This window comes from Stenotrophomonas sp. STEN087, assembly GCF_056759115.1.
In genome coordinates, this window is the sequence record NZ_JBRRCR010000005.1 from 1 (window position 1) to 22,230 (window position 22,230).

Annotated in this window: 21 protein-coding genes; 14 read left to right on the top strand and 7 right to left on the bottom strand. The window is 64.2% G+C overall.

Annotation, left to right across the window (positions count from 1 at the left end; all coding sequences use genetic code 11):
• Window positions 1-158 precede the first annotated feature (158 nt).
• The 9 genes from ACVOK1_RS02295 to ACVOK1_RS02335 all read left to right on the top strand — a co-directional run bounded on the left by ACVOK1_RS02295 (window position 159) and on the right by ACVOK1_RS02335 (window position 10,253).
• Window positions 159-1,352 carry a GAF domain-containing sensor histidine kinase gene (locus tag ACVOK1_RS02295; RefSeq protein ID WP_481560950.1) on the top strand — a complete coding sequence of 398 codons (1,194 nt, stop codon included), beginning with the start codon at window positions 159-161 and terminating at the stop codon, window positions 1,350-1,352.
• A gap of 74 nt (window positions 1,353-1,426) precedes the next feature.
• Window positions 1,427-3,112: an ATP-binding protein gene (locus ACVOK1_RS02300; protein ID WP_481560951.1), complete on the top strand. Its 1,686-nt coding sequence runs from the start codon at window positions 1,427-1,429 to the stop codon at window positions 3,110-3,112.
• A 90-nt stretch (window positions 3,113-3,202) separates the two neighbouring features.
• Window positions 3,203-3,877: a response regulator transcription factor gene (locus ACVOK1_RS02305; RefSeq protein WP_481560952.1), complete on the top strand. Its 675-nt coding sequence runs from the start codon at window positions 3,203-3,205 to the stop codon at window positions 3,875-3,877.
• Window positions 3,874-5,217 (top strand): sensor histidine kinase, encoded by a 1,344-nt coding sequence (locus tag ACVOK1_RS02310; RefSeq protein WP_481560953.1) that lies wholly within the window; start codon window positions 3,874-3,876, stop codon window positions 5,215-5,217. The genes ACVOK1_RS02305 and ACVOK1_RS02310 overlap by 4 nt, the downstream gene beginning before the upstream one ends.
• Before the next feature lie 119 nt (window positions 5,218-5,336).
• On the top strand, window positions 5,337-6,086 hold the full coding sequence (locus ACVOK1_RS02315) for a hypothetical protein (protein WP_481560954.1): 750 nt from the start codon (window positions 5,337-5,339) through the stop codon (window positions 6,084-6,086).
• 126 nt (window positions 6,087-6,212) lie between these two features.
• The gene (locus tag ACVOK1_RS02320) at window positions 6,213-7,400 is read left to right on the top strand and encodes an efflux RND transporter periplasmic adaptor subunit (RefSeq protein WP_481560955.1); all 1,188 of its coding nucleotides are present in this window, start codon (window positions 6,213-6,215) and stop codon (window positions 7,398-7,400) included.
• Window positions 7,397-9,367 carry a MacB family efflux pump subunit gene (locus ACVOK1_RS02325; RefSeq protein ID WP_481560956.1) on the top strand — a complete coding sequence of 657 codons (1,971 nt, stop codon included), beginning with the start codon at window positions 7,397-7,399 and terminating at the stop codon, window positions 9,365-9,367. Before ACVOK1_RS02320 ends, ACVOK1_RS02325 begins: the two co-directional genes overlap by 4 nt.
• 90 nt (window positions 9,368-9,457) lie before the next feature.
• Complete coding sequence (locus ACVOK1_RS02330; RefSeq protein WP_481560957.1) at window positions 9,458-9,844, top strand: hypothetical protein; 387 nt, start codon at window positions 9,458-9,460, stop codon at window positions 9,842-9,844.
• Window positions 9,845-9,875: 31 nt separating this feature from the next.
• Window positions 9,876-10,253, top strand: a complete 378-nt coding sequence (locus ACVOK1_RS02335; protein WP_481560958.1) for an EF-hand domain-containing protein — start codon at window positions 9,876-9,878, stop codon at window positions 10,251-10,253.
• Window positions 10,254-10,309: 56 nt separating this feature from the next.
• On the opposite strand, the gene ACVOK1_RS02340 is transcribed toward ACVOK1_RS02335, so the two are convergent.
• The 5 genes from ACVOK1_RS02340 to ACVOK1_RS02360 all read right to left on the bottom strand — a co-directional run bounded on the left by ACVOK1_RS02340 (window position 10,310) and on the right by ACVOK1_RS02360 (window position 14,315).
• The gene (locus ACVOK1_RS02340) at window positions 10,310-10,765 is read right to left on the bottom strand and encodes a hypothetical protein (RefSeq protein ID WP_481560959.1); all 456 of its coding nucleotides are present in this window, start codon (window positions 10,763-10,765) and stop codon (window positions 10,310-10,312) included.
• A 96-nt stretch (window positions 10,766-10,861) separates the two neighbouring features.
• Window positions 10,862-12,181 (bottom strand): XVIPCD domain-containing protein, encoded by a 1,320-nt coding sequence (locus tag ACVOK1_RS02345; protein WP_481560960.1) that lies wholly within the window; start codon window positions 12,179-12,181, stop codon window positions 10,862-10,864.
• A gap of 24 nt (window positions 12,182-12,205) precedes the next feature.
• The gene (locus tag ACVOK1_RS02350; protein ID WP_481560961.1) at window positions 12,206-13,069 is read right to left on the bottom strand and encodes a Smlt3025 familytype IV secretion system inhibitor; all 864 of its coding nucleotides are present in this window, start codon (window positions 13,067-13,069) and stop codon (window positions 12,206-12,208) included.
• Between the two features lie 75 nt (window positions 13,070-13,144).
• On the bottom strand, window positions 13,145-13,552 hold the full coding sequence (locus tag ACVOK1_RS02355) for a hypothetical protein (protein WP_481560962.1): 408 nt from the start codon (window positions 13,550-13,552) through the stop codon (window positions 13,145-13,147).
• Window positions 13,553-13,967: 415 nt separating this feature from the next.
• The gene (locus tag ACVOK1_RS02360) at window positions 13,968-14,315 is read right to left on the bottom strand and encodes a winged helix-turn-helix transcriptional regulator (protein WP_116862647.1); all 348 of its coding nucleotides are present in this window, start codon (window positions 14,313-14,315) and stop codon (window positions 13,968-13,970) included.
• A gap of 102 nt (window positions 14,316-14,417) precedes the next feature.
• On the opposite strand from ACVOK1_RS02360, the gene acuI reads away from it, so the two are divergent.
• From acuI to ACVOK1_RS02385, 5 genes are all read left to right on the top strand, one after another.
• A complete protein-coding gene (gene acuI, locus ACVOK1_RS02365) occupies window positions 14,418-15,407 on the top strand; it encodes an acrylyl-CoA reductase (NADPH) (protein ID WP_481560963.1) in 990 nt (329 codons plus the stop codon).
• Window positions 15,408-15,549: 142 nt separating this feature from the next.
• On the top strand, window positions 15,550-18,300 hold the full coding sequence (locus ACVOK1_RS02370) for a UvrD-helicase domain-containing protein (protein WP_481560964.1): 2,751 nt from the start codon (window positions 15,550-15,552) through the stop codon (window positions 18,298-18,300).
• 96 nt (window positions 18,301-18,396) lie between these two features.
• Window positions 18,397-18,675: a hypothetical protein gene (locus tag ACVOK1_RS02375; protein ID WP_481560965.1), complete on the top strand. Its 279-nt coding sequence runs from the start codon at window positions 18,397-18,399 to the stop codon at window positions 18,673-18,675.
• Entirely contained in the window at window positions 18,672-19,079 is a 408-nt protein-coding gene (locus tag ACVOK1_RS02380) for a hypothetical protein (RefSeq protein WP_481560966.1), read from the top strand. Before ACVOK1_RS02375 ends, ACVOK1_RS02380 begins: the two co-directional genes overlap by 4 nt.
• Window positions 19,080-19,320: 241 nt before the next feature.
• A complete protein-coding gene (locus ACVOK1_RS02385) occupies window positions 19,321-20,493 on the top strand; it encodes a tyrosine-type recombinase/integrase (protein ID WP_481560967.1) in 1,173 nt (390 codons plus the stop codon).
• Between the two features lie 34 nt (window positions 20,494-20,527).
• On the opposite strand, the gene ACVOK1_RS02390 is transcribed toward ACVOK1_RS02385, so the two are convergent.
• Window positions 20,528-21,361: a hypothetical protein gene (locus ACVOK1_RS02390; RefSeq protein ID WP_481560968.1), complete on the bottom strand. Its 834-nt coding sequence runs from the start codon at window positions 21,359-21,361 to the stop codon at window positions 20,528-20,530.
• 167 nt (window positions 21,362-21,528) lie between these two features.
• Entirely contained in the window at window positions 21,529-21,792 is a 264-nt protein-coding gene (locus ACVOK1_RS02395) for a hypothetical protein (RefSeq protein WP_164212576.1), read from the bottom strand.
• Between the last annotated feature and the right edge of the window lie 438 nt (window positions 21,793-22,230).

The window sequence follows — 22,230 nt, forward strand, 5'->3', positions numbered from 1 at the left end:
TGGGATTACGATTTCGCCAAAGCTTGGGGGGGGGTGAGCCCCCCCCCTTTCCGTCCTGTTGCCGCGAGGGGCGGTGGGGTAAACCCCTCCGACATCCCTCGACTCTACTCGCGCTCGCTATACTTGCATGGCCCACCGTGCTGCCCGGAACAGCTGCCATGCCCACCCGAATCGACTTCCGGCCCTCGCTGGACCTGGCATGCAGGATCACCGGCATGCGCGTTGCCCTGGTCGGGGAAGTCACCGAAAGCGCCTGGCGTTCGATCCAGAGCATCGACAGCGCGGGCCTGGGCATTTCCAGCGGCATGATCCTCGATATCAACCGCACCTTCTGCAAGGACGTGAGGTCTTCGCGGGCGCCGGTCTGGTTCGGCGATGCGCTTGCCCATCCGTTGTTCATCGACAGCCCGATTCCGGGCATGTACGGCTTCCGCAGCTACATCTCGGTGCCGCTGCTGCTCGCCGATGGCTCCATCTTCGGCACCCTGTGCACACTGGACCCCGAGCCGAAGCCGGTGGACGAGCAACAGGTGCAGTCGATGAACGACGTGGCGGCGCTGGTCGCCGCGCAGATCGACGCATTGCGCAGCCACGATGCCGACAGCCGTACCATCGACGGCCTGAAGGAACAGGGCGACATGGTTGGCCGGCAGCTGGCCGAGTACGAACAATCCAATGCCGAGCTGCAGCGCGTGGCCAAGCAGCGTGAGGAGTTCATCGGCGTGCTGGCGCACGACCTGCGCAACCCGGTGCAGGCCATCCGCGCCGGCGTCGATCTGCTGGGCCTGGGGGCATTGACTGATTCGCAGCAGAAGGTACTGGGCCACATCAACGACAGTGCCGATCGCATCGCCGAGCTGATCGATGTCACCCTGGATTTCGCACGGGGCCGCTTGGGCACCGGCATCGCCCTGAAGCTGGAGCCATGGTCGGACCTGTCCGGCGTGCTCGCGATGGCCTGCCGCGAGGCCATGCGCCCCTATCCTGGCCGCAATTGCGAGGTTGACCTGCAACTGCCCGTCACCTTCGTCTGCGACGCCGCACGGCTGTGCCAGCTGCTGGCAAACCTGGTCATCAACGCCGCCATCCACGGCACCCCCGGACAACCGATACACGTCAAAGGCCGCAGCGTGGGCGCGGGCATCGAAATCAGCGTAGCCAACCAGGGCGTGATCCCGGCGGCGCAGATGGGCCACCTGTTCGAACCCTTTGCGCGGCCGCAGGAACGGCGGTTGGATTCCGGCCTGGGGCTGGGCCTGTACATCGCGGCGCAGATTGCCAAGGCCCATGGCGGCACGCTCACCGTGACCAGTTCCAGCGACGAAGGCACCGTGCTGACCATGCGTCTCTGAGGCCGCCGTTTCGCGTGCAGAGCGGCTACACGCCCGACCCGCTACCCTGTTGCACCTTCCTGCCCAGAGCGGCCATGTCTTCCTTCCCCCTCCCGGCGTCCGAGCGCGGGCAGCTTGCGTACCGCTTGCTGCAGGACAGTGATTGGGCGCGCTCGCCGGCCGCCGCCGCCGCACCGGTCGAACTGCGCACCGTGCTGTCCATGATCCTCGACTCGCCGGAGCCGCTCTGGATCGCGTGGGGCGTGGAGGAGATGACGTTCTTCTTCAACGATGCGTACCTGCCGATGCTGGGCGGCAAGCTGCACGGCGCGATGGGCAGCGGCCTGCGGCAGGTCTGGGCTGATGTGTGGGAAGACGTGCGGCATGCCATTGCCGATGCCTTTGCCGGCACCAGCCGCAGTTTCCAGAACCTGCCACTGATGATGGATCGCGACGGGGCCATGAAGGAGACGTTCTGGACGTTCTCCTATTCGCCGTTGCGGATGGCCGATGGCGAGGTTGCCGGGCTGCTGTGCGTGGTGAGCGAACAGACCGAACGGGTGATCGAGCGCACCCTGCACAGCCGCCAGGTGGCGGCCATTACCCAGGAAGCGCGCGAAGCCCACCTTGAGCTGGTGCGCGCGCGTGAGCAATTGCGCCAGGCGCAGAAGCTGGAGGCCATCGGCCAGCTCACCGGCGGGGTGGCACATGACTTCAACAACCTGCTGCAGGTCATCACCGGCTCGGCGGACATGCTGTTGCACACCGCGCAGCCCGAGGACCCGCGCGGCACGTATGTGCACTCCATCGTCGCCGCTGCGGAGCGTGCAACGCGGTTGACTGCCCAGCTGCTGGCCTTCTCGCGCCGGCAGAGCCTGTCACCGGAAGTGTTCGACCTGCGCGAGAGTGTGCACGCACTGGCGGACATCATCACGACCGTGGCTGGCGCCCGCGTCTCGGTCGCCATCACCCTGCCCGATACCCCGCTGCAGGTGCTGCTGGACCGTAGCCAGCTGGATACGGCACTCATCAACATCGTGGTCAATGCCCGCGATGCCATCACCGGCCATGGCAACGTCACCATCGACGTGCAGCGGGTGACCGCCGTGCCCTCCGTTCGTTTTGCCGCGCCGATGAAGGGCGACTTCGCCGCCATCAGCGTCAGTGACACTGGCACCGGCATCGAACCTGCGGTGCTGGACCACATCTTCGAACCGTTCTTCACCACCAAGGATGTCGGTGCGGGAACGGGGCTGGGCCTCAGCCAGGTGTTCGGCTTCGTCAAGCAATCAGAAGGCGAAGTGGACGTGCACAGCCAGCCCGGCACCGGAACGCGGTTTACTCTGTACCTGCCACTGAGCCAGAGCAGCGAGAGCGCGCCGCGCCCTGCGCAGCACGACGGGCTGGTGCATGGCCACGGATTGTGCGTACTGGTGGTCGAGGACAACATCGATGTGGCCGAGTTCGCCGTGGCCGCCCTGCGCGAACTCGATTACCAGGTGGTGCTGGCACGCAATGCCGCTGACGCACTGGCCGAGCTGGAACGCGATGCCCATCGCTTCCAGGTGGTGTTCACCGACGTCGTGATGCCGGGGGTGAACGGCCTGGACCTGGCCCGCACGATCCGGGAGCGGTTCCCCTCTCTGCCCGTCATCCTCACCAGCGGTTACAGCGAGCTGCTGGCTCGCGACCCAGGGCATGGCTTTACCCTGCTGCGCAAACCCTACACGCTGAAACAGCTGGCCCAGGTCATCAGCGAAGCGGGGCAGCATCGGCGGTAGAGGGCCACTTGGCGGGCGACGCCATGTTCACGCAATGTTGCTGTAATACGGTGCGGCACCGCCAATTCCCTCCCGCCGCGACGCACGCCCATGCATATCCTGCTGATCGAAGACGAAGCCGAACTGGCCGCTACGTTGAAGGGGGCGCTGCAGCGTGAGCAACACGTGGTGGACCTGGCCGGTACCGTGGCCGTGGCCCGCGAGGCCGCGCTGTGCGGGCGGCACGACCTGGTGCTGCTGGACCGCACCCTGCCCGACGGCGATGGCCTGGCCCTGATCGACCTGCTGCGCCAGCACAACCCCGGGGTCCCGGTGATCGTGCTGAGCGCGCTGGGCCAGCTGCCGGACCGCGTGGCCGGGCTGGACGAGGGCGCCGACGATTACCTGGGCAAACCCTTCGCGCTGGAGGAACTGTTCGCCCGCATCCGCGCCGTGGGCCGTCGCCCGGGTGGCCTCAATGCTGAGACCGTGACCATCGGTCGGCTGAGCTTCGATCCGGTCTCCGGCGAGACCCGCATCGGCGGTGAGCGCCTGGACCTGCCACGCCGCGAAATCCGCGTACTGGCCGCGCTGGCACGGCGCATGGGCCGCACGGTGCTGCGCGAATCGCTCGAGATGGCCGTCTACGGTTTCGATGACGGCGTCCATTCCAACACCCTCGATTCCCACGTTTCGCGCCTGCGCCGCAAGCTGGCCGAGGCCGACGCCGGCGTGGAGATCCACGCCATCCGCGGCGTCGGCTACCTGATGCGGGAGATCAAATGAAGGCGCGTCGTCCTTCGCTGAAGTGGCCGCTGATCGTCAAGCCACTGGTCTTCCACCTGCTGGCGTTGCTGCTCGCCTTCACCGTGCTGCTGATGGTACTGGTGCGCGTGGACAGCGGCGGCTACTACACCATCCAGACCTTCGCACCGATCGCCGCCAATGCCGTGCACCGCGATGCCAACGGCAATCTGTACGTGCAGCACACGCCAGAACTGGCCGAGGCCCTGCACACAGCCCCTGGCGCGTGGTTCATCGCCGAGGATGAGCGAGGCCATCACGTGACCTTCGGCAACGTGCCGCCTGCCTATGCCTCGCTGGTCGGGCTGCTGGATGGAATCCCCTTCGGTGATCTGCGCGGGCGCGAGCGCGGCGACGGGCTGGCGGTGGTGGTGCGCCAGCACACCGGCCCGGCAGGCAAGCTGACCATCATGGCGCATGGTGAAGTGGATTCGCTGACCTGGCAGATGGCGCTGGCCGCGCACATCATTACCGTGCCGATCTTCCTCGTATTGGCGCTGGTGACCATCGTGCTGACGCCGATGATCGTGCGACGCGCACTGGCCGGGGTGGAGCGCATCGCTGCCGAGGCAGGAAAGATCTCCGCCAATCGCCGCGGCGTCCGCCTCACCGCCAACGCAGTGCCTGTGGAGATCGCGCCCTTGGTCGATGCGGTGAACGACGCGCTGGAGCGACTGGACGAAGGGCACGAACGCCAGCGCCGTTTCATTGCCGCTGCCGCCCACGAACTGCGCACGCCCATCGCCATCCTGCAGGTGAAGTTGGATGCCGCCGACGACGCGACCTCGCACAGCCTGGCACTCGAAGTGACCCGCCTGGCCACGCTGGCCGAGCAGCTGCTGGACCTGCACCGCATGGACGATGCTGGCCCGAAGGAAACGTTGAACCTGGCACGCGTGGCCAAGCGCGTGGTGGCCGACCTGGCGCCGTTGCTGATCCAGTCCGAACGCACGGTAGCCGTGGCGGTGGAACAGCACTACCCGGTGCTGGGCGAGGCAGGCGCGATCGAGCGGGTGATTTCCAACCTGGTGTTGAACGCGGCCGAACATGGGGGCCGCAACGTGATCGTGCGCGTCCAGGGCAGCTGCCTGGAAGTGGAAGACGATGGCCCCGGCATTCCGGTCTCCGAGCGCGAACGCGTGTTCGAACCCTTCCAGCGGTTGCGCCCGCGCCAGAGCGGCGCAGGCCTGGGCCTGAACCTGGTGCAGCAGGTGGTGGAGCGCCACGGCGGCCGCATCACGATTCTTGATGCGCCCGGCGGCGGCGCCTTGATCCGGATCGAGTTCCCGCCGCACCCGGGTGCGAATCCCAGCGTGGAATGACTGCCCGCTGTCTGCCAGGCGGTTGCCGCGCGCACTGGCAAGCTTGCGGCAATGTTGGCTGATCAGTATCGGGCACACGGTGCGCTTGCGTGCGGCTGTTCCGTACTGAAAGGATGCCCATGCCGCAGGTTGCACCCCCGCCACCCCGCAGCACGCACCAGGTCGGCGCGAGCTCCAGCGCTCCCAGCTTGACCGCCGCCGCCTGGAACCGGCGCGCGGCCTCGAACGGGCTTGCGCATTGGCCACGCTGGCTGCGTGGGCTGCCGGAAGCCGCGCGACCGATCGCACTGGTAAGTCTGTTCGGCGCGCTGTTCATGGCCCTGCCCGGCCTGGCACTGGTCATTGTCGCAGCGCTGCACGCAGGCACCGCGCTGGCTGTGGCTACGCTGCTGCTGGTGGCCACACACGCCACGCTGCATGCCGTGGCGGCGCGGGCAGAGGCGCGTGGCGAAATGCCCGGTGCGTGGGCGCAGCTGCTGGACGCGCACGCGCCGGCACTGCTCTTATGGACCAGCCTGCTGCCATTCGTATCGGACGTTTCCACGGGCCCCGCCCTGATGCTCGGCGCCAGCCTTGCACTGGCGCTGGGCAATGCGTGGATGACCGCGCGCGGCCGCCATCGCCACTGGCGGCGTCCACTGCATGCGGCGACGGCCTTGCTGCTCGCCGCCACCGTAGCCGCGCAGGCGCCGGCAGTGCCCCTGCCCGCCCGCGCGATGCTGCTGGCGGCCGTGGCCTTCCTTGGTCTGTCGGTGGTCGTACAGCTGCGTAGCGGCACGCGCCGCATCACCGGTCAACTGCTGCTGGTGCTGGTCAGTGTGGGCGCAGCCATCGCCGTGGCCCTGCAGATCGGCACCGCCAACAGCTGAACAGGCTCAGCGCCGCAAGCTTGGCGCAATCCAGTGCATCGAGACTCGGCCCTGCCTGCACGCACAGGCACGCCCGTCTCTTCTGCAAGGATTTCCGATGTTCCCCACTGCACGGGCGCCGCGCCCATGAGTGCCGCACCCCGCAACCGTCGCCGCCTGTGGATCACCGCCATTACCGGACTGTGCCTGCTGACGGCAACCGTCCTGTGGCTGATGCCGGCCGCACCGCCCGAACTGGATGTGGCGCCCGTACAGCGCGGCAACATCGAACAGGTGGTCGAAGCCACCGGCACCCTGAAGCCCTCGCGCCTGGTCAGCGTGGGCGCGCAGGTATCCGGACGCATCGAGAGCCTGCACGTGAAACTGGGCGACAAGGTGAAGGCTGGCGACCTGATTGCCGAGATCGACTCGCGCACCCAGCGCAATGCCTTGCAGAGCGCACAGGCCGCACAGCGCAGTGCGCGGGCCAACCGTGATGCGCTGGCCGCCGACCTGCGCCAGTACGAACTGACCCTGCAGCGCCAGCAGGCGCTGGTCGCCCGCCAGCTGGTGGCGCGTGCCGACTACGATGCGGCGAAGACCAAGGTCGACGCCACCCGCGAACAGATCGCCGCCCTCGATGGCGAGGTGGTCCAGCGGCAGACCGATGTCGACGTGGCCCAGACCAATCTCGGTTACACCCGCATCACCGCGCCCACCGATGGCACCGTGCTGGCCGTGGTCGCCCGCCAGGGGCAGACGGTCAACGCCGTGCAGAGCGCGCCGACCATCGTGATGCTGGGCAACCAGGACGTGATGACCGTCTACGCCGAAATCTCCGAGGCCGACGTGGTGCACACCGCGCTGGGCCAGGAAGCATTCTTCACCATCCTCGGCGACAGCGGCCGGCGCTACAGCAGCACGCTGCGTGACATCGCACCGGCACCGGAATCGATCACCAACGAAGACACCTCCGGCTTTGCCACGCCCGGTGCATCGGCCGGCGCCAGTCGCGCGGCCATGTACTACAACGGCCAGTTCGACGTGGACAACGCCGATGGTCGGCTGCGCAGCTACATGACCGCACAGGTCCGCATCGTGCTCGGCCGTGCTGCCGGCGTGCTGACCATCCCCTCGGCCGCGCTGGGCGTGCGTGCCGCCGATGGCAGCCATACCGTGCAGGTGCGCGGTGCCAATGGCCGACCGGCCGCGCGGCGCATCACCACCGGGCTGGACGACCAGATCAACGTCGAAGTGCGCAGCGGCCTGCAGGAAGGCGAACACGTGGTGCTGGCCCAGGCCGACGATGCGGCAAGCGCCGCTGCGCAGCCATGACCGACATCGACATGGACCAGTCGCTGCTGCGCGTGCGCGGCATCCGCCGCGAATTCGCCGCGGGCGAACAGACCTTGGTGGTGCTCGATGGCATCGACTTGGATATCCGCGCCGGCGAGCTGGTGGCCATCGTCGGCCAGTCCGGGTCGGGTAAGTCCACGCTGATGAACATCCTCGGCTGCCTGGACCGCCCCTCCGCCGGCACCTACCAGATCGCCGGCCGCGAGACCGCGCAGATGGCGCCGGACGAGCTGGCTGAGCTGCGCCGCGAGCACTTCGGCTTCATCTTCCAGCGCTACCACCTGCTGACCGACCTGACCGCGCTGGGCAACGTGGAAGTCCCCGCCATCTACGCCGGGCAGCCGGCCGCCGAGCGCCGTGCCCGCGCGCAGGCTCTGCTGCAGCGGCTGGGCCTGGGCGAGCGCATGCAGCACCTGCCCGGTGAGCTGTCCGGCGGCCAGCAGCAGCGCGTGTCCATCGCACGCGCGTTGATGAACGGTGGCGCGGTGATCTTTGCCGACGAACCGACCGGCGCGCTGGACACGCAGTCCGGCAAGGACGTGATGGCGATCCTCGGCGAGCTGCATGCCGAAGGCCACACCGTGGTGCTGGTGACCCATGACATGGCCGTGGCCGAGCATGCCCAGCGCATCATCGAGATCCGCGATGGGCGCATCGTCGACGACCGCCCGACCGCCGCCGCCCGCGAGGCCACCGCGAATACGGCCGCTGCCCTGCAGCCACGCCACGAAGGCAGCGGCTGGACGGCACTGCGCGACCGATTCGGAGAAGCTTTCCGCATGGCCCTGCGTGCGATGAACGCCCATCGCATGCGCACCTTCCTGACCATGCTCGGCATCATCATCGGCATCGCCTCGGTGGTCTCGGTAGTGGCACTGGGCACGGGTGCACGCCAGGCCATCCTGTCCAACATCGCTTCGCTGGGCACCAGCACCATCGAGATCTACCCCGGTTCGGGCTTCGGCGATGTGCATGCGGCGCAGGTGGAAACCCTGACGCCTGGCGACAGCGTAGCCCTGGCCGCACAACCCTACGTCGATGGCGCGACGCCCAGCGTGGCCAGCAGCGGAACCGCACAGCGCGGCAACCGCTCGGCCAACGTGCAGATCCAGGGCGTCAGCGAGCAGTACTTCCGTGTGCACGGCCTGAAGCTGGGGCACGGCCGCTTCTTTGGCCACGCGGCCGTGGACGGTTACCAGCAGGCGGTGGTGATCGATGCCAATACGCGTGCGCGGTTCTTCGTCGCGCAGGAAGATCCCATCGGCCAGAGCCTGCTGCTGGGCAACGTACCGGTGCGGGTGGTGGGCGTGGTGAAGAAAGACGCCGGGGCTGTGGGTGATTCCTCGCTGCTGCAGGTGTGGGTGCCGTACACCACCGCCATGGCGCGCATGCTCGGGCAGAGCCATGTGTCCAGCATCACCGTGCGCGTCTCCGATACCGTGGGCATGCAGACGGCAGAAGCCTCGATCAACCGGTTGCTGCAGCGCCGCCATGGGCGCACGGATTTCTACATGAGCAACAACGCGCAGATCCGCCAGTCCATCGAACAGACCACGCGCATCCTGACCTTGATGATCAGCGCAATTGCAGCCATTGCGCTGGTGGTGGGCGGCATCGGCGTGATGAACATCATGCTGGTGTCGGTGACCGAGCGCACCCGCGAGATCGGCGTACGCATGGCGGTGGGCGCGCGGCGCAGCGACATCCTGCAGCAGTTCCTGATCGAATCGGTGCTGGTGTGCCTGCTGGGCGGCGTGCTGGGCATCGCCGTGGCGCTGGCGCTGGGGGCAGTGCTGGCGTTGGCGGATATCGGCTTCACCCTGGTGTTCTCCGCTGCATCGATCGTGGCCGCGTTCGCCTGCAGCAGCCTGATCGGCATCGGCTTCGGTTTCCTGCCCGCGCGCCGCGCCGCGCAGCTGGACCCGGTGGAGGCGCTGGTTCGCTGAACGGCACGCCGGGTGTCGTGGCGACGGCAGGTTCGCGCAATGTCCGCACGCTGTACTGAGCCTACCGACAGAGCGCACAGGAGCGGAACGATGTTTCAGAAGACAGGACGCAGCGCATTGCTGCTGGCGGCAGCGGTGCAGATGCTGGTGCTGCTGCCGTACGCAGGCACGGCACAGGCACAGCACCGCGACGGCTACCGTTCCGGCTGGGACCGCGGCTACGAAGACCGGCAGCGTGACGAGCGGGAGCGCCGCGAGCGCGAACGGGAGCGCGACCGCCGCGATGACGCCAAGGCCAAAGGCGTGGTGGTGGGCGTGGTCGGCGCGGCCGTGGTGGCTGGGGTGATTGCAGCCGCCGCCAAGCGCGAGCGCGAGACCCGCGAGCGCGTCGACTACTGCATGCAGCGCTACGGCAACTACGACCGTCGCAACGACACCTACCGCGGATCGGATGGCTACAGCTATCCCTGCCGCTGACACCAGGTACTTCATTCAAGGAAACTACCGCATGAACAAGACCACGCTACTGATTGCCCTGTGTGCTGCACCGCTGCTCGGCCACGCCGCCAGCAGCGACCCGAAGCAGGCCTACATCGATTCGAGCTTCGCTGCCATGGACAGCAACGGCGATGGCCGCATCGACAAGGCCGAGTACGCGAAATACCAGCAGGCACGCTTCAGCAAGCAGGCGGATTCGATCGATGCTGCGTTCAAGGAAATGGACAAGAACAAGGACGGGAAGATCAGCAAGGAAGAAGCCGCCGTGGTGCCGGAAATCGCGAAGTACTTTGCGGGCCTGGACACGGATGGCGACGGCTACCTGTCGCTGAAGGAGATGCAGCAGGCGATGGTGGCAGCGCAGACGGCGGACGCCCCGACGAAGTAATGCCGTGGTGGGTGCCCACCAAGGTGGGCATCTACCGGCTCAACAACGCTGATGAATCAACGCACCTTGTACAACACCACCGCACCCAGCCGCGGTTCGAACGCCGGCACGGTCTGCTGGGTCAACGCCGTGCCCTTCGCATCCCACACCAGCGTCTCCACCGGGTACTCATCCTTGCGGGTCATCTGGTCGATCTTCGCCACGACGACCGTCGCAGCCGCCGGCACTTCCGGGTTCCACCCGAACACACCCACGCGCCCATAGAACACCGCCGGCGCCGAAGCATCCAGGCGGCGGTCCGGGCACATCACCAGGCCGCGGTCGAGCATCACCCGCAGCGCGCCCACCGGCACCTTCTTCACGGTAGGTGCGGTGCGCTCGGTGCTGTGCCCGGGGCATACGTTGGCGGCACTAGTGACCATGTCTTCGGCCACCTGGCGGTCGGACTGGGCGAAGGCCAGCGCCGGGGCCAAGCAGAGGCCGAGCAGGACAAGCGGGGACTTCCGGGTCATTGCTGGATTCCTTGAATGGGTTGCAAGCGAACTTAGCAATGGCCGCACGCGGAGTTGCAAAGGCGGCGTGAGGCTTCGGTTACGTCGTCATGGTGCCTAGCCCATGCGCATGGATGGGTTGTCCCGTGTCTGCAGGTCCATCTCCTGGCGCTGCACCTGGCTCTGCTCGAGGTCCACGCTGGCCACCTGCAAGCGCTGCAGCGACTGCTCGACCGGTGTCTGCACCGCGAGATCCGTCGGCATCGACGCGCGCAGATGCGCGGGGTCGTCTGGCTCGCCCTGCACCACGAAGACGTTGCGGCCGGCAGGGTTGTCGCTGGTCTGCGCGCTCAACATCACGTGGTCGGCCCGCTCCAGGTTGTGCTGGCGCGCCAGCGCCATCACGCTGGCGGTCAGGCGCTCGCTGCTTTCATCATGCGTGCGCCCTGCCTGCGCATCCAGAACCGCCACACCCTGCCTGACCTGCTGCAGCAGACCGTACTCGGCATGGCCCGGCCCGATATCGGCCAACCGGGTCGGGGCGAGGCGGGGATTCTGCAGATCGTCGACCGACGCTGTGAACGGGCTGCGGGTGATCGTGCGGAACGTATCGTCTGGATGGAACTGGGTGGCCTTCTGCTGGCGCTCCAGACGCACCTCGCGCGCATCATTGAGTTCAGCAATGCGTGCGGGATCAGTGATCTCGCTCATGGTCACATGGCCACCACCGGCGCTGACACTGGTCCACTTCTTCTCCCCCTCGAAGTACATGGCGTAGTGGCTGTTGCCGCCGATCACGTTTGGGTCGACCGACGAGCGACCTTCAAGGGCTTGGACGGCTTCATGCGCCGTCAACGTGAGCACATAGCGACCGCCCTTCCACTTCCCCATCTGCGTCAGGGCATCGGTACTGGTATCCCAGGCGCGCGTCATGCCTCGGTAGTCGTTGTTGAGCATGCCGGTCCAGATCTGCTCCATCTTCTGCGGACCTTCCTTGGCAAGTGCGGCCTGCAGCAGCACGCGCGGGGTCCAGCAGTTTGGATCAAGCCTGTGATGCTCGAAGGCACGATCATGCGACAGCATCACGTCCCTGCCCGGCAGGTTCAAGGCAAGATCCGGGCGTTTCAGGTCGAACCAGCGCTGCCTGCGCTCGAGGTCCTGCACGATCAGGGTCTGCCCAAAAGACTCCCATTCCCGCTCGCTCAGATTCGCGTTGGGGTGGCGGGAGCCATTGTCGTGCTGGTGCGACGCGTGGCTCTGCGCGTAACTGTTGGCCACACGTCCAGGCAGGCTGTCATTGCGCACCACTCCAAGTGCCAGCGTCCCGTAGCCGTCGGCCCCCTCCAGCTGCGACAGATAGTTCCAGTAAAGCTCGCGATTCCCGGACCTTGCGTAATGTCCGAGGATTTCCAGATTCTTTTCGCTCAATCCACTCATGCCTGCCTCCCTGTAGGCAACGAATTACTTCACCGTGCTTTCCGCAAGGACACGCCTCACGGCACTCTCCATGCGTTTCCAATCCTGCAGAAACACCCTGTTATAGCTGAGCATGATCGAAAGCTTGCTCTCGTCATCCACGAAGTAGTGCGTACAACCTGCCACTGTAGATCCAGGCATGTCCGTGATCTCGCTGCCTTGCACACGCAGGCCATCAGCACTGTGCTTCCTGCTGTCGCACTTGATGAAGGTGGTCAGGCGAGCCTGTGCATCACGGACCACGTACCAGTCACCTTCGTAAGCCGGGTTCCGCGGTGCCGGCCTGCCATAGCGGGCCTGGTATTGTTCTGAATACACGGCCATCTTCTTTTCATCGATGGCGTACGGAATCAAGCCCAAGGTTTCAGGCTGCGCGATACGCAGATCAAGCCTGGCAGCAGGATCACGGTGCTCCACCGAATCGCCGTCCGTACGGGCCTCGTCGCCCGAGTACCGTGCCAACACTGTTTGGATGGGCACACGGTCGACGTAGTCAATGAGGACTTTGATCTCCTTTCGAAAATCGTTTGTGCGTGGATCGGCCCGCGCACCTGGCGCCGTCGGCTTCATATCCGGCCATTCAATCACCAGGGTAACGCCCTCGCCCGGCCAGGGCGCGATCTGGCTGTCCAGATAATTGGCGGGAAACCGGAACGTCGTCGGACCGAGTTTCACGTCCACCGGAGCGTCAGTGTAGGTATGCCCATTGAGGGTACGGCCGGTCTGGGTTGCGCCCGACATGGCAGGATTCCTTTCGTGTTCGTTGGACGGCGACCGTGCGCAAGCACTGGCACTTACTGCGACAGCAAGTGCCAGTGCCAGGCATCGGCCAGGGGACATCACGTGCATGGCCATTCCATAGCAGGGTTCCGGGGCCACTATAGGGAACCGGGTGTCAACGAGACAGGAACGGCGTCCCAACCTTCACGGCACCAGGCTTCGCTCCACCTGCAGCGACAGCATCTGGCAGGCATGGAACAGCCCTTCAATCACCGCCGCGGAGGGGCAGCACGTCGGATCATCGCTTTCCCGCGCCACGTGCGCGGCGTGCAGCACGGCGGTCAACGCGGTGATGCCCGAAGCGCTGCGGGTGGCCAAGGCCAGGTCGAATGCCCGGCCGGGGCTGAGACGGGTTTCGGTCCACGTCTCACCATCGGCGCGCAGGTTCTTTCCGTGCCCTTTGAGATGCGCAAAGAATGCGGATGATGGTGCGCCTTCGGCGGATTCGCAGAGGGCGTCCTCCAGCTTTTCGGCTACGGCATTGGGAAGATCGCGCAGGGCTGCGCCGAGCAGCGCGTGCAGGCGGGGATAGTCGGGAAGACGGTCGGACATGGCGGCAACCTCACGGTGTGGCCACCTGCAGATGCAAGGTGGCGGACGGTGCGGGTTGGCGTGCCGGATACATGATGCAAGAAGCCGGCGGATCCTGGGATCCCCACGCACCGTCCGCCATGAACTGGCAGGCGGTGCATTGTCACGGCTGCAGCTCTGGCTGCAACCGAGACGCCGCGCATCATGTAAGTTCGGGACGCCAATCCCGGCCAGGGCGAGTGCCTTGGCGAGGCGATGATTGGCGCACTGCTCGGCGGTTGAAAAGCCGGAAAACTCCCTACTTCGCTGTAGTTGGGGCGCTTGCGTCATGCAGTGGCGAATTGACCATCGAATGGCGCTCCCGACCTGCTGCATTCATCCTCCGTCCGCCGCCATCCAGCGCACCAGCAGTGGCAGATGCGACACACCTCCGCCCTCAGCTGTCCTCAAGCGTGCTCTGGTAACCGCGATAGGTTTCGCCCCACTCGCGCATGGCCAGCAGCACGGGCACCAGCGTGCGGCCGAACTCAGAAAGCTCGTACTCCACCTTTGGCGGCACTTCCGGATAGACATGGCGGATCACCACGCCATCGGCTTCCAGCTCACGCAGTTGGCTGGTCAGCATGGATTGGGTGGCATTGGGCACCCGCCGGGTGAGTTCCATGAACCGGCGTTTGCTTTTGATCAGGTGGAACAGGATGACCGGCTTCCACACTCCACCCATCACCGAGAGCGTTACCTCCACGGCGCAGCCGCTCTTGCCGTCCCAACGCTTGCTACGCATACATACTCCGGAAAACCATAGTACCTACGAAAAACCATCGTTCTTGTCGCAATAACGGTGCGAGCCTAGCATGGCCCCATCCACTGAACGTGAGGCCCCAGCATGAAGTTCAAGGCACTGCTTTCCAGCAAGACGAATGACCGTGTTTCCACCGAGCTGGTGGATTTTGACGAGGCCGACCTGATGGACGGCGATGTCCTGGTGCAGGTTGAATTTTCGACCCTCAATTACAAGGATGCGCTGGCGCTGACCAACAAGCGCCCGGTCATCCAGAAGTTTCCGCTCATTCCCGGCATCGACCTTTCAGGCGTGGTGCTTGAATCCAGCAATGCCGGTTTCAAGGCCGGTGATCGCGTGGTGCTCAATGGCTGGGATCTGAGCATGGGCCACCACGGCGGCCTGGCCCAGCGCGCCCGCGTGCGCAGCGAATGGCTGAACAAGATTCCCGGCAACCTGACCACCCGCGATGCCATGGCGATCGGCACCGCCGGCTATACCGCCATGCTGTGCGTGCTGGCGCTGGAAGATGCGGGCGTGACCCCTGAAAAGGGCGATGTGCTGGTGACCGGCGCCAATGGCGGCGTGGGCTCGATTGCCGTGGCCATTCTGTCCAAGCTGGGCTACCGCGTGGTGGCCGCTACCGGCCGCCCCGAACACGCCGAATACCTGCACAGCCTGGGCGCGGCGGAGATCATCGACCGCGCGGAGCTTTCCGAGCCGCGCAAGAAGCCGATCAGCGCCGAGCGCTGGGCCGGCGTGGTGGACGTGGCCGGCGGCCCGACCCTGGTCAACGCACTTGCCGAAACCAAGTACCGCGGCGCCGTGGCGGCCTGCGGCCTGGCCCAGAGCGATGCGCTGCACGGTTCGGTGCTGCCCTTCATCCTGCGCAACGTGACCCTGGCCGGCGTCGATTCGGTGAATGCACCGCAGGACGTGCGCCAGCGTGCATGGGATCGTCTCGCCACCGACCTGGACCCGCAGAAGCTGGAAAGCACGGTGCAGCTGATCGGCTTGGCCGAGGTGCTGGATGTGTATGAGCAGATCATCCCGGGCAAGGTGCGCGGGCGGATCGTGGTGGATGTGAACGCCTGACGGCGATCGGGCCAGCGGTGGTGCAACGCCATCGCTGGCTGCCTTGCCCAGAAGGTCTGCGCACGGCACCACGCCCCCTTATCATGGGGCTGTAAGGGCGCTTTACGCCCAGTGACGTACGCAAGGCAGTATCTGGATGTCTATGGAATGGCGCCCCTCGGGCTGGGGCCAGCGTGTGACCCGCTCGCCGGACTGGCGGCTGCGGCTGGATGGCGAGCATGTCGAGCTTCTGATTGAAGGCCGGCAGTACCGCCAACACGTCGATGATGACAAACGTGTGCGGGTTCTTCCGGGCCTGTTCTGGGCCCGGGTTGCGCTGCAGGGCGAGGAAGGTGACACGCTGTCCGTGGATGGCCTGCCCAACCGCGAGGCCTCCCGGCTTTCGGCGGCTGTCCAGCAGGTGCTCTTTGCGCGCACAACGCGTGGTCGCAAGGCGCTCTTTGCGGACATCCTTGAGCAGATCCAGTCCTGGCTGGCCGAGGCCGACGCCCTGACCGACCGCGGCAGCGCCGGCCGCCGCTGGATCACGCACGAGCAGCAGCAGACGCTGCTGGCAGAGCGCCCCGCCCTACCCCTGTCGCCTGCCGAGCTGGAACGGCTGTTCCTCGATGAGGACCTGCACGACGATCTCCATTCGCACAGCCATCGTGCCGCGCTGGATGCCCTGCACGACTGGCAGCTGGATTGGCCCGCCGTGTGGGCCGACGCCAATGCGACCATGGCAACACGCGAACTGGTGCTGGCCAAGGACTTCCTGGACCGCGTCGAAAGCAAGCCGCTGACCGAAGAACAGGCCCGCGCCGTCATCTGCTTCGATAACTGTGTGCAGGTCGTCGCCTCGGCCGGCTCCGGCAAGACCTCCACCATGGTCGCCAAGGCCGCCTATGCCATCGATCGCGGGTTCGTTGAGCCCGAGCGGATCGTCATGCTCGCCTTCAACAAGGATGCGGCCAAGGAGCTGGAGGAGCGTGCGCGGCGCTCCTTCGATCGGCTCGGCATGGGCGACACCGCGGTCGAAGCACGCACCTTCCACGCGCTGGGCCTGGCCATCATCGGCAAGGCCACCGGCCGCAAGCCCGATATTCCCGAATGGGCCATCGACGCCACGCTGGGCTTCAACAAGCTGGCCGAGCTGGTGGACGACCTGAAGGATCGTTCGATCCACTTCCGTACCCAGTGGGACATGTTCCGCCTGGTGTTCGGGCGTGATCTTCCGCCGTTCGGCGCCGAGATGATGGCTGATGGCTACGACCGCGACGGCACGCCCTACATCCGCACCCTGCAGGGCGAGCGGGTGAAGAGCCTGGAAGAGTGTGTCATCGCCGATTGGCTGTTCTACAACGGCGTGACGTACGACTACGAGCGCCGTTACGAATTTGATACCGCCACCGATACCCATCGCCAGTACCGGCCGGACTTCTATTACCCGGACGCAGCGCTGTATCACGAGCACTTTGCGCTGGATGCCAACGGCCAGCCGCCGAAGCATTTCGCCAATTACGCTGAAGGCATGCACTGGAAGCGCCAGCAGCACGTTGCGCGCGGCACCGCACTGGTCGAGACGACCTCGTTTGGCCTGCGCAGCGGGCATGCGCTGGAACATCTTGCGGAGAAACTCGGCGACTCCGATGTCGAGCTGGACCCGAATCCCGACCGTGAGTTGCCCACCGAGGGCGCGAAGCCCATGCCGGATGCCGACCTGATCGGCCTGATGCGGACCTTCATTGCCCACGCCAAGAGCAACTGCCTGACGCTGGACGATCTGGCCGCGCGTCTGCAGCAGATGCCCGAGGACCAGTTCAAGGAACGGCATCGGCGGTTCCTGGAAATCGCGGCACCTGTCTTCCAAGCCTGGGACGAGGCGCTGGCAGACGAGCGCGGCATCGACTTCGAGGACATGCTCAACATGGCTGCCGGCATCCTGGAGCAAGGGCACTACGAATCGCCCTACGAGCTGGTGATGGCCGACGAATTCCAGGACGCCTCGCGCGCCCGCGCCCGCCTCTGCCGTGCGCTGGTCAGCCAGCCGGGGCGCCACCTGTTTGCAGTGGGCGATGACTGGCAGTCGATCAATCGCTTCGCCGGTGCGGATGTTTCGGTGATGACCGGCTTCCGCGAGTGGATGGGCCACGCCCAGGTGCTGAAGCTCGAGCAGACCTTCCGCTGCCCGCAAGAACTGTGCGACATCTCCAGCCGCTTCATCAGCCGCAATCCTGCGCAGATTGCCAAGGCGGTCCGCTCGGCTACGCCAGCGATGGGGCCGGTGCTGCAGGCCTTCCAGATGACCCGGCGCGAGGAAGTGCAGGACGGTGTGCGCCAGTACCTAGCAAAACTGCATCAGCAGTTGCTTTCCGGGGCGGTGCCGCAGGGGCGCGATGGGCGCGTTCGCGTGTTTGTGCTGGGCCGCTACCGGGCGGATCGCAGTGCGCTGCCTGCAGACTGTAAGACGTTGTTTGGCAGCACGATGGAAGTTGAGTTCCTGACCGCACATCGATCGAAGGGGCGCGAGGCGGACTACGTGATCCTGCCGGGCATGGTGAATCGTGGATTCCCCAGCCTGCGCGCGGATGACCCGGTGCTGTCGCTGGCGATGCCGGATGGGGATACCTACCCGCTGAGCGAAGAGCGGCGACTGTTCTATGTGGCGCTGACGCGTGCGCGGCGAAGCGTGGTGATGTTCACGCTGCAGGGCAAGCACTCACCCTTCCTGGATGAGCTGGTGGAGGAAGGGGTTGTGGAGGTGACCGGGATTTCAGGCGCGGCCATCAACGAGGAACGCTGCCCCGTGTGCAAGGTGGGCGTGTTTGTGGAGCGGAATGGGCCGCATGGGGCGTTCCGGTCGTGCTCTAGTTATCCGTTGTGCCATAACAAGCCTACAAGTAGACGTACTTGATAAGAGCATCCGGCGCAGAGACCTGCTCCCAAGCAGGTGCCGGGACAAAACACTGTATCTTCCCAAGACACCTCCAACCTTGACGCGGGTGAGTTGATGAAATGGATTGAATACCAAGAGACCGAAAAAGGGCGCATCCCAGTCTGGAAGCGGACGCTAGGCGTATCCGAGGATACAGGCGAGGTGTTCGTGCCTGGCGCGATGGCAGGTGAGGAGCAAGTTCAACTCTGTGCTGCGTTTGACGGGACGACAATTGCCAGCAACCACGGCCACATCTATGTTCCGGCGAATTGGCTATCCCGTGAATTCCCTAGCACCAAAGAGCTGTGCGACATCATGACAGCCCGCGCACGGGAAACCTTGGATAACGAATGAAGATTCCCTATCGTCTACTACTCACGTTCATTGCACTCACGCTTTCTGGCTGCAGCACTCCTGAAGTTCCCGAGCCATCAAAAGATGGTAGCTACGTCATATTTTCAGGAGAGAGTAGCGCGCGATTGCTTGTGGTCCAGGGTGGAACCAAGTTCTCATCAGAAGGTACTTATGAGAATTTGACCGGCATCCCACCGAAGATGGGTGAGCTTTCTACCTCGTCCATATCAGGTGTTTTCAAAGTCTCAACAGCCACGTGCGGCAGCTATGAATTCGCGCGCAGCGGGAGGAACTTCATGGTTTGCACCAATTGCGCTACTGGCCATCCGCTGCGCTCGGGGCGCTCGGACTGCGCGTTGGAAGGAAGGCACATGCCCTTGCAGTGGCAACCGCTTGGCCTGTAGCGTGGACAGTTGTCCGCTGGAATGGCGAGGAAGCCGTCACCCAATTCCGGCAACTTGCCAGAAACTGGCGGAGAGAGTGTCATCCAAACCAGAATACAAATTTTCTCCAGCCAGTCCACACAACTCACTTGAAAACTTATAAATCAGACACTTGCAGGCCATGAAATACAAATAGAGTCTAGACCGTTCCCGCCCAGCCAGGCTACTATGTAGGGAACAAAGATGGGAACGAAACCAAGCAATGCTCACAGCGGTGGCAGTCAAAAACGCAGGCCCCGGCAGGCATAGTGACGGCGGCAACCTGTATCTGTACGTCAAGAAGGACATTGGTCGTAAGACTTGGGTTTTCCGCTACCGAGACCGGCTCACGGGGAAGCTGAAGGACTTGGGACTAGGCTCGGTCAGAGATGTAAGCCTTGCGCAAGCGAGGCATCGCGCCCAGCAGCTCCGAGCTAAACTCGCGACAGGCATAGACCCCTTGCGCGCAAAAAGAGACGCACTGAAAGCGGCGCGGCGCGGCCTAGCAAGACAAATAACCTTTGGAGAGTGCGCACTGCACTGCATTGCGACACATGAGCACGAATGGCGGAACGCAAAGCACAAAGCGCAATGGACCTCGACCCTCAAAACACACTGCGCCTCGATTGAGGACATACCCGTTTCAGAAGTCAATGTGGACCATGTATACGAGGTACTGAAAAAAATCTGGCTCGATAAGACCGAGACCGCGACCAGAGTCAGGGCACGAATGGAACGAGTCCTTGATTGGGCGAAGGCCAACAATTATCGCGAGGGTGACAACCCTGCTGCGTGGCGCGGCAATCTTCGCAGCCTCCTCCCCTCCCCCGCGAAGGTAAAAAAGGTCGCGCACAGACCTGCATTAGGCTACACAGAAGTGCCAGCCCTGATGCGCGAGCTGGCGTCCAAGACTGACCTGTCCGCAGCCTGCCTGCGCCTACAAATTCTTACAGCGACTCGTCCAGGCGAAGCTTCGGCCGCTCGATGGGAGGAGTTCAACTTGACCAATAGAACCTGGAAAATTCCAGGGTCACGCACAAAGACCGGAACGGAACACGCTATCCCCCTATCCGTCCAAGCCATTGCATTGCTGACCAGCCTTTCAACATCGGGGGGCGCTTTCCTGTTTCCTGGGAAGCCAGGTAAGTCCATCACAACTGCGGCCCCCTTGAAGCTCCTGAAGTCGCTAAGAGCGGGACAAACATGCCACGGCTTCCGAAGCTCCTTCAGAGATTGGGCCGCCGAGGTCACCCATCACAGTAGAGAAGCGGCAGAGCTATCGCTTGGACACGTCATCAAATCCAAGACCGAGGCAGCTTACTTCCGTTCTGATATGTTCAAAAAGCGAGTTCCACTCATGCAAGACTGGGCGGACTACTGCCACGCCAAGCCGTAGCGGCTAGGCCAAGACCAGCGCGGCCCTGGCCAAGCTACCGCTGCCGCGCAAAGCGACCATTTGCGTAAGTCCATACCACCCTCCCCGGAAGGCTTCTCAGTACCGGCCTTCCGTTGCTGCTATCCAAGTAGAAGTTGGTCCCTTTGAACTGCTTGGCGCTCTCGGTGTATCCAGGCAGCACATCACTACTCGCATTGTGCCACCGGCCCCCTTCATACCGATAGACGCCCAGCTCATGCAAACCGGAGTTGCCTTCGTAGTACGTCACCAGCATGTTTGAGGCCCCTCGCGGCAACCACATCTGCGCGCTCGCATCAAGCTCAGCGTAGCCATTGCTGGCATCTATACGCGCGAAATCTGATGCCGACACACCCGCATAGCTTGGATGAGTTCCTAGTGCAGCGATGGCCTCGTGGATAGAGACGAATCCCTGCGAGGTGATGGGGCGGTCACAGTCAGTGCCGAGCGGGGATGTCACACGATTCACCCGTACCTGCATGAGGCGGGCCTCAATGCGCTCGTCATACATTTCATCTTCGGGAAGCAACCTCACATTGGCGAGCACAACGGTAGCTGTCCCTTTTGCTACATCCTTGCATCCCGGCCTCCGGGCGTTCGGCACGACCCCAAGGAGCTTGGCGCCCTCCGAAGGGTTTGACAGGCAAAGAGCACCGCCCAACTCCTGTAGCTGCGGATTCCGAGCTAAAGAAGCCGCGTCCAGCTGGAAGCAGACATTGAGTCCTTCGTCCGCCTCAATGCGGGATGCGTCGTGGTATTCCCACTGGCCGGTAACGGTGAGATAGCTTTGCGCCTGGGAGCAAAGCGGAACGAATGCGAGGGATGCCGCGATGACAAGCCGATTCAACATGTGCTCTTTCCTTAAAGTGTGATGTCCGAAGAGACGAGGGGTTTGGGTCTCTCAGAGCGCTACGCCGGAGGCAGGAAGGAGTCCCTGTCTGCGCGAACCCAAAGAAGGCCAAACTTGTTGTCTCTTCAGCCTGGTTGCTGTGTGGACTTTCTAATCTCTCCAGCCATCTACAGAGCAAGCACGGAAGTGATGTCCCGCGCGTTGGGGTCGGCGATCAACTCCTGCACCCTATTGAACGCCGGAATGCTGTCCTTTACGTCAACACATACAAGGCTTTCGACCCCCTTCTCGTAGAAGATGGTGGCAACGCGCTCCTCTCCCGGCATCAGGGTAACGCCCATCATTGCGTGCACGTTCTTGGGCCTGCCCACCATGCGCTTTTGACCGTCAAAGCCCGCACACTCCATGTTGGCCTCCCTGGGAGCGCTCATGTGATTGCGCATCACGCAGTTGAAGCTGACTGGCCCACGCCGTTCGCATGACACGGGTCTGACGAACCCGAATGAAACCATCTCACTCGGGCCAGTCATGGCCGTGAGCTGGTCACAGCCAGCAAAGACATGGGTAACTAGCACTACGCATAGAAGGCGGATGAAGCGCATGATTCTCCTTTGGCTCAGACGGATTTCTTAAGGGAAAAACAGGTCCGACTAGCGGCGCTGAAGGTCTACTTCGCAGTTCGGGCACGAATAGATGTCGCGGCATCCGGACATAGCCACTCCACTGACCAACGCGCCAACAACGAATGCAGTCAGCACTCCGATACCTCCGAACATTGCAAACGCGACGCACGCCGCGACGCTAGAGAGAAGAGTGCTTCCCCACCAGGTCGCATACCAGGGCTTGTAGCTAGCCTTGACGCCCATGAG